Consider the following 7,972-nt stretch of genomic DNA (forward strand, 5'->3'; position numbering starts at 1 on the left):
TTTTAAATTTACTATTTTCTTAACCTATTTGTCATAGCCCATTGATTTAAATTCTTTTTCATTTTGTGGAACTTTAATTTTTCCATCAACTATTTGGTTTCTCAAATCTTCAACCTTATCTTTAACTTTTTGATCTACTAAATCATTGTCACCATAAGCTATTCCTAGGGCATCTCCGTCTTTTAATGAATATGATTTTGTTTCTCCACCTTTGAATTTTCCATCTTTGTAATCATCTATTGTTAGTTGGACAGCTTTTCCAACTCCCTTGATTGTGGAAACTAAGATATTATCTGGAGCTTCATCTTTTTGGTCACGGTCAACACCAATTACATATTTATTATTTTCTTTTGCTGCTTCAAATACACCTATTCCTGTACCACCTGCTGCATGGAAGATTACATCTGCACCTTTTTGATACATTTGGTTGGCAATATTTTTTCCTTTTGCTTGGTCAGCGTAAGAGTTTGCATATTGTACTTGAACTTCTATGTCTTGACCTTTTTCTCTTGCAGCTTCTTTAACTCCTGCCCTATAACCATATTCAAATCTGTCAATTACTGCTGATTCCATTCCACCAACAAATCCTACATTGTTTGATTTTGTTGTCATACCAGCTATATATCCAACTAAGAATGAATTTTCGTGATCTGCAAAGGTGATTCCTAGAAGATTTTTAACCTTATCAGGATTTGCATTATCAATTATCGCATAATTTTGGTCAGGATTTTCTTTAGCAGCCTTGCTTGTTGCATCAAAAAGCGCATATCCTACTGTAAAAATTATATCTGATTCACTATCAAGTGCTGATTCAAGGTTTGGTTGGTAATCAGAGTCTTTGTGAGATTCAATGTAATCAAATTTAACTTTTCCATCTTTTTCGTAAGCTTTTAAGCCTTCATAAGATGATTGGTTAAATGATTTATCATTTATACCACCTTGGTCAGTAACCATAGTTGCAGAAACTTCTGCTTTTTTTGCATTTGATCCTGATTCATCATTAGATGCATCTTTTTTTGATCCACAAGCTGTAATACTTAGTGATAGTGCTAGAGTTAGGGCTCCAGCCATAATTTTTTTGATTTTCATCTCTCCCCCTTAAAATTTAAGAAATAGTTTTTCTCTACAAGTCTATTTTATATGATTTTTATTTATATGTCTAGATGTGAAAATTTATTAATTTTTGTATTTTTCTACATAAGTTTTTAATAAAGAAAAAAGTCCCATCAAGGCTTTTTCGTGACATCTTTCATAACCGTGAGATGCAGAAATTCCACAACCTACTAGGGCATGCCTATAATCATAAAACGAAGTCATGGCGGCTGATGCATCTGAGCCATAAAATGGATAAATATCAACGGCAAAATCTATGCCAATATTTTTTGCTGTATTTATCAAATCATTTGTTAAATCAAAATTATAAGGACCTGAAGAATCTTTAGCACAAATTGAAACCATCCTATCATTTGTTTTTAAATCATCGTAAACTACTCCCATATCAACTGCAATCATATCTTTTATTCCATCTGGATGGCCAGAGCTTGCACCGTGACCTACTTCTTCATAAGTTGTAAACATCATATAGATATTTCTATTAAATTTAAAATTTTCTTTTTTTATTTCTTTGGCAAGGGCAAGTAAAACTCCACTTGAAGCCTTATCATCAAGGTGGCGTGATTTTATAAAACCATTTGAATACCTAAATCTTGGATCAAAGGCTACAAAATCTCCAGCTCCTATTCCAAGTTTTTCTACATCTTCGTCGCTTTCAACAATTTCATCCAAGACAACTTCCATTTCGTCAAAATTTCTTTTTGAAACTCTTGGAGTATCTGACCCATGAACAGAAGGCTCATTTAACCTAAAAACTCCTTCAAATTCTTTACCATCTCTTGTAAAAATTTTTACATTTTCAAATTCTCCATAATTTAGGGGAAAGCCACCAAGATTTGTAACTTGAAGACCGCCTTCTTCTTTTATACTTCTTACCATCAAGCCCAAAGTATCTATGTGGGCTGATAATAAAAGTCCATCATTTTTATTATTTTCATTTTCATAAATAGGAACTATGACATTCCCCTTATTATTTTGGTAGGGTTTATATCCTAATTTTTTAAATTCTTCCATTAAATATTTTTCACATTTTTTTGTAAATCCTGTTGGTGATGGCCTAGTGCACAAGTCTTTTATATAAGAAATAATTGTTTCTTTTTCCATTTTTTCTCCTTTATTTTTATAATATAATTATAAGTTAAATTATTTTGTTTGTAAATTTTAAAATATTTTATTTGTAGAGAGGATATTTTTGTGCTATAATATTAGTGTAAACATTTTCACAGTTAAATATAAAAGAGAGCATGCAACAATTATTTATATTTTTGTTGCTTTTTTTATATTTACTAGTATATCACAGGAGGATATTATGAGAGATATAATACTAGGTGAATTTTTCGGAACAATGTTACTTATTTTATTAGGAGACGGAGTTGTTGCAAACGTTCTTTTAAACAAGAGTGGACAAAAAGGTGCAGGTCCTGTTCAAATTACTTTTGCTTGGGGTCTTGCAGTTATGATTCCAGCTTGTATCTTTGGTGCATTGACAGGTGCTCATTTTAATCCAGCCCTATCAATTGCTCTTGCATTTAATGGTGGAATAGAATGGAATACAGTTCCTTCTTACATTATTGGACAAATGCTCGGTGCTTTCGTTGGTGCAATTTTGGTTTATATTTTATTTAAAGACCATTACGATGCAACAAGTGATGATCCTATAACTGTTAGGGCAACTTTCTGTACAGCCCCAACTATACCAAACACTTTTAGAAATCTTTTATCAGAAATAATTGGAACTTTCGTTTTAGTATTTGCAATCTTAGGATTTGGTAATGTAGCTGGCGCTGGAATGGGCGGCGTTGACAAATTATATGTATTTGGTCTAATAGTATCTATAGGTATGAGTTTAGGTGGACTTACAGGTTATGCAATTAACCCTGCAAGAGATTTGGGACCAAGAATTGCTTATGCAATCTTACCTTTTAAAAACAAAGTTGATCCTAACTGGGGATATTCATGGATTCCAGTTGTTGGACCTATAATTGGTGGAATAATAGCTGTTTTAGTATATAATTTTATATTTTAGTGCTTATTAAGAAAGAAAATAGAAGAAAGAGAAGAATAAAATGTATGATGTAATAATTATTGGTGCTGGTGTAAGTGGAGCTTCGATTGCAAGAAGACTTTCTAGATATAAATTAAATATTTTAATTTTAGAAAAAGAACTTGATGTATCCATGGGCGCAAGCAAGGCAAATTCTGCCATAGTTCACGGTGGTTATGCTGAAAGCCACGATGAGCTTAGGGGAAGAATTTGTTATAAGGGAAGAGTGGAATTTAATAAGTTAAACCAAGAGCTAAACTTTGGATTTTTAGAAAATGGATCTTTGGTTTTAGCTTTTAACGAAGATGATAAAAAAGAACTTGAAAAGCTCTACAAGATGGGGCTTGAAAATGATCTTGATGATATAGAAATAATTGATCAAGAAAAATTAAGAGAAATAGAGCCGAATGTATCCGATGATGCAATAGCAGCTTTATATTGTAAGGGGGCTGGTGTTTGCTCACCATATGAATATGTAATAGCCCTTGTAGAAAATGCCATTGAAAATGGTGCTAAGTTGAAACTACAAAGTGAAGTTGTTGATATCAAAAAAGATGGAGAAATTTTTAAGGTAAAAACTTCAAATGACAATGTTTATGAGGGAAAATTTGTAATAAATGCTTCAGGTTTAAACGGGGCAAAAGTTTCAAGTATGATTACTGAAACTGATTTTACAATCCATCCAAGAAGTGGTGAGTATTTACTTATGCAAAAAGGAACTGGAGAGAAAATAAAACAAGTTTTATTCCAAACTCCATCTCCAAAATCAAAGGGAATTCTTGTAACAAGAACCTACCACAACAACCTCCTTCTAGGCCCTGATGCCATTGATGAGGAAGAAATTGATCTTGGAACCCACATTGAAAGGCTTGCAGAAATTTATAAACTAGGAAAAAAATCTGTAAAAGATGATGTAATTGATTTAAAAAAATTCATCCGTTCTTTTGCAGGACTAAGACCTGCATCATCAACTGGAGATTTTATAATTGAAAATACAAAAACTTCAGGCTTTATAAATGTTGTAGGAATCCAATCTCCAGGAATTACTTCTTCCCCAGAAATTGCAAAAATTGTTGAAAATATTTTAAGAGATTTAGATTTAAAATTAGAAGATGATCCTTCCTATAATCCAAATAGAAGGCCAATCATAGAATATAAAGAACTTGAAGATTTTAATAAGGTTAAAGATAAGGTTGACCTTCCATTAGGAAATCCTGAAAGACTTGTATGTAGGTGTGAGCAAGTTAGCGAAAAAACTATAAGAGATGCCATGAACAGGGGTATTCCTTGCTTAAGCTTTGATGCAATGAAAAGACGTACAAGGTGTGGAATGGGATTTTGCCAAGGAAATTTCTGTAGAAACAGGGTTATAGAAGTTATGGAAGATGAGTCAGGAGAAAAAATAAAATCAAATAAATTTGACTCAGAACATTCTGGAATTTCTAGGATAAATAAAAAAGATATAAATGACTTTATAAAAGAATTAGAAGAAAAATAAAAAGATGCTAGGATTAATCTCCTAGCATTTTTTTAATCTAGCTTTTCAAATTGTCTATTATCTTGATTGTATTTATAATGGTCTTTTCCACCCTGTCTTACGCTTCCTTTTGGATTTTCGCCAAGTTTGTTAGTTTCATCTACAAACATATCCTCATCATCTTGATAAAATTCCATAACTTTTCCAGAAATATCTGGCTCATATACCTGGTTATTTTTTACAGAAAAAATGAAACTGTCAGTTTTTGGACCTCCATTATTGGTAACAAGGGATAGGTATTGATCATCTCCAGCCTTCATCAATTTATTATTTTTAACCCAAATATACATACTATCAAATTCTCGAACCCTATTGATTTGCATATCTTCGTCAACAAAGTATAAGATTTTTTCTCCCTCATTTTGACTATTACCAAGAACAAAGGCTGCAAGCTTGCCATTATTATCATAATCTCCTATATATACGTAATCGCCTCCATCTTCATTTACATATAAGTCTACATTCTCCCTTATGAAAGAATCTAATTTTTTATATTGGTCAGTCTCTTCTATATTTTCATTATTAACTTGCTTTATTTTTTTATCATCTTTATTTTCACCCTGGCCATTTTCATCTTTATAACCAAACTCTCTGGCTTTTTTATAAAATTCATCTTCACTTAAAGCAAACATTTCAATAGGTTTTAAGCCTTCTTTAAACTTATTAAAATCTTCATCGCTAAATTCTTCTTCTTTTTCAGGATCAATCATCATAGCACCCAAGGCATCGGCCCCATTAGGAAATCTTTCGTTGATTATAGGTGTATTTTCCCCTGTATCTGTATCAAAATTATCAACCATCAAAGAACCATAGCCCTTAGAGCCTGGTTTGTAAATATAATTTGCCAAAAGCCTATCATCAACCTTGTTTATTCCTATAATATGTTTCATAGAATCATCGAAAATATATAAATTTCCATCCTTATCCTTGTATAGGTAATCTGAAACTACCATAGATTGGCCCATTTGTAAATCATTAAAAGTCCTATAATTTCCACTTCCTACATATTGAACTATAGAGAAAATTCCACTTTTATTTAATTTTTTAGATAAAATTAAAAGAGGATAATCAAAATCTTTGTGGTCAATTATATTAAAATAAAGGGCCCCATCTGAAGATATTTCATCTAAATAAGTTTTTTTTGCATTTCCTCCAAATTCATCAATCCTATAAGGAAGTTTTGAATCTATTATATCCTTGTAGCAATCAATAAAGGATAAGTCATCATATTTTTTATCTTTCTTAACTTCTTTTTTTACATTAGATGAAGCTTTCTCATCTTGGCTTATGTAATTACTTTTAACATTTGAATCATTAGAATTATCTTTCACTTTGCCACATGATGTTAGGCTTATAGCAAGTAAAATTACTGGTACAATTTTTTTCATATTTCACCTCTTTATAAAAATGTTTTCCTTTTTATTATTATAGCATTTTTCCTTATTAAATGATATTTTTTATAAAAAAAGAATGCCAAATAATTTTAGCATTCTTTTTGTAAATTTTCCCTACTTACTATTATTTATTTTAGAATCCAGTTGCTGATTTGAAGAAGTAATATCCAAGTGGTGTATAATACATTCCTTTGATATTTGGTTTGATCATGTATGGATTTACGTAAAAATAAATTGGTGCAACAACTGCATCATCTTTTACCAAGATATCTTCAGCCTTGTGCATATTTTCCATTCTTTCTTTTTGATCTGATGTAGCTTTTGCAGCTTTTACATACTTATCATATTCTGGATTTTTGTATTGGGCATCGTTATTTCCGCCGCCTGTTAACCACATATCAATAAAGCTCATTGGATCGTTGTAGTCTGCTATCCATCCATTTCTTGCTATGTTGTAATTTCCTTCTTTTCTTTCTTTTAAGAATACATTCCAGTCTTGGTTTTGAAGATTAACTTTAACGCCAAGATTTTCTTGCCACATATTTTGTAAGGCTTCTGCTATAGCCTTGTGGTTGTCGTCTGTATTGTATAGGTAATCAATTTGTGGGAAGCCTTCTCCGTCTTTAAAGCCTGCTTCTTCCATAAGTTTTTTAGCTTCTTTTATATTTTTTTCATAATCTTCAGATTTTACAGAATAATAATCTCCACCAACTGTTCTAAAGTCATCGCCTTCAGCACCTTTTTCATCATAAACTCCTGCTGGTACAAAACCACTAGCAACTTTTTCTCCTCTTCCTGTAACTTGATCAACTATAAAGTTTCTATCAATTACAAGTGAGAATGCTTTTCTAACTTTTGGATCATCAAATGGTTTCTTTTCTGTATTAAAACATACATAATATGTTCCTACATATGGTAAAGTTTTTAATTCTTTTGTATCTAAAAGTTTTTTAATCTCTTCTTGTGGTGCTGAATTTACAAAGTCCAAATCTCCTGATCTATAAGCTGCATAGATTGCGTTTTGGTCATCTTGTAAGTGGAAGGCTAATTTTTCTGCCTTAACTGAATCAGCATCGTAATATTCTGGATTTTTAACCATTGTTAAAGTTTGGTTGTGATCCCATTTTTCTAATTTAAATGGTCCATTTGATACATATGTATCAGGAGAGTTTGTCCAAGTTTCATTTTTTTCTACAATATCTTTTCTAACTGGCATAACTGCAGGAAAAGCACAAATTTCTTCAAAGTATGGACATTTTACATTTAAATTTACTACAAAAGTTTTATCATCTGGAGCAGAGATATCAAGTTTTTTATCTTCATATCCTTTTACCATATCAAGCATATATTCATAGTCTGCCCCTGTTTTTGGATCTACAAGTCTGTTCCAAGCATAAACAAAGTCATTTGCTGTTACTGGTTTTCCATCTGACCATTTTGCATCTCTTAATTTAAAGGTCCATTTTAGTCCATCTTCTGAAACATCCCATTTTTCAGCAATACCTGGTTTTAAAACAGCATTTCCTTTTCCATCATCATCCCATCTTAATAGGGATTCAAACATGTGAGAGATCATTATTGACCCATCTGATGCTGTGTTTAATTGTGGATCTATAGTTTCAGGTTCTGATGCAATATTTATATCCAATACTCCATCTTTTTTTCCTTCTTCTTGATTGACAGCTGAAGAATTACTTGCATCATTATTTTTTGCATTATTTCCTCCACATCCAGAAACAAGCATTGACAAGCTCAGCACTGCTACTAACAATTTTGTTTTAATTTTCATTTTTTATACCTCCTCGTATATTATAGTTGTAGTAATAAATACTACATTTTGTTCTCAATCCCACTTTCTTATGGGATAATAATTGTATAGATAGA

At 31.5% G+C, this 7,972-nt stretch carries 6 protein-coding genes; 2 read left to right on the forward strand and 4 right to left on the reverse strand.

Annotated elements, in window-relative coordinates:
* Nucleotides 1–24 precede the first annotated feature (24 nt).
* Nucleotides 25–1,089 (reverse strand): BMP family lipoprotein, encoded by a 1,065-nt coding sequence (locus CJ192_RS08730; protein ID WP_004816897.1) that lies wholly within the window; start codon nt 1,087–1,089, stop codon nt 25–27.
* 87 nt (nt 1,090–1,176) lie between these two features.
* Nucleotides 1,177–2,217: a M42 family metallopeptidase gene (locus CJ192_RS08735; RefSeq protein WP_102198496.1), complete on the reverse strand. Its 1,041-nt coding sequence runs from the start codon at nt 2,215–2,217 to the stop codon at nt 1,177–1,179.
* A gap of 205 nt (nt 2,218–2,422) precedes the next feature.
* On the opposite strand from CJ192_RS08735, the gene CJ192_RS08740 reads away from it, so the two are divergent.
* Together CJ192_RS08740 and CJ192_RS08745 are read left to right on the forward strand one after the other, a co-directional pair.
* Nucleotides 2,423–3,139 carry an MIP/aquaporin family protein gene (locus tag CJ192_RS08740; RefSeq protein ID WP_004817000.1) on the forward strand — a complete coding sequence of 239 codons (717 nt, stop codon included), beginning with the start codon at nt 2,423–2,425 and terminating at the stop codon, nt 3,137–3,139.
* 40 nt (nt 3,140–3,179) lie between these two features.
* On the forward strand, nt 3,180–4,655 hold the full coding sequence (locus tag CJ192_RS08745) for an NAD(P)/FAD-dependent oxidoreductase (RefSeq protein WP_102198497.1): 1,476 nt from the start codon (nt 3,180–3,182) through the stop codon (nt 4,653–4,655).
* Nucleotides 4,656–4,687: 32 nt separating this feature from the next.
* On the opposite strand, the gene CJ192_RS08750 is transcribed toward CJ192_RS08745, so the two are convergent.
* Both CJ192_RS08750 and CJ192_RS08755 read right to left on the reverse strand, forming a co-directional pair.
* Complete coding sequence (locus CJ192_RS08750) at nt 4,688–6,082, reverse strand: hypothetical protein (RefSeq protein WP_102198498.1); 1,395 nt, start codon at nt 6,080–6,082, stop codon at nt 4,688–4,690.
* Nucleotides 6,083–6,221: 139 nt separating this feature from the next.
* Entirely contained in the window at nt 6,222–7,877 is a 1,656-nt protein-coding gene (locus CJ192_RS08755; protein ID WP_102198499.1) for a peptide ABC transporter substrate-binding protein, read from the reverse strand.
* Nucleotides 7,878–7,972 lie beyond the last annotated feature (95 nt).

Origin of the sequence: Anaerococcus hydrogenalis, from assembly GCF_002871895.1 — a bacterium.
Taxonomy (GTDB): Bacteria; Bacillota; Clostridia; order Tissierellales; family Peptoniphilaceae; genus Anaerococcus; species Anaerococcus hydrogenalis.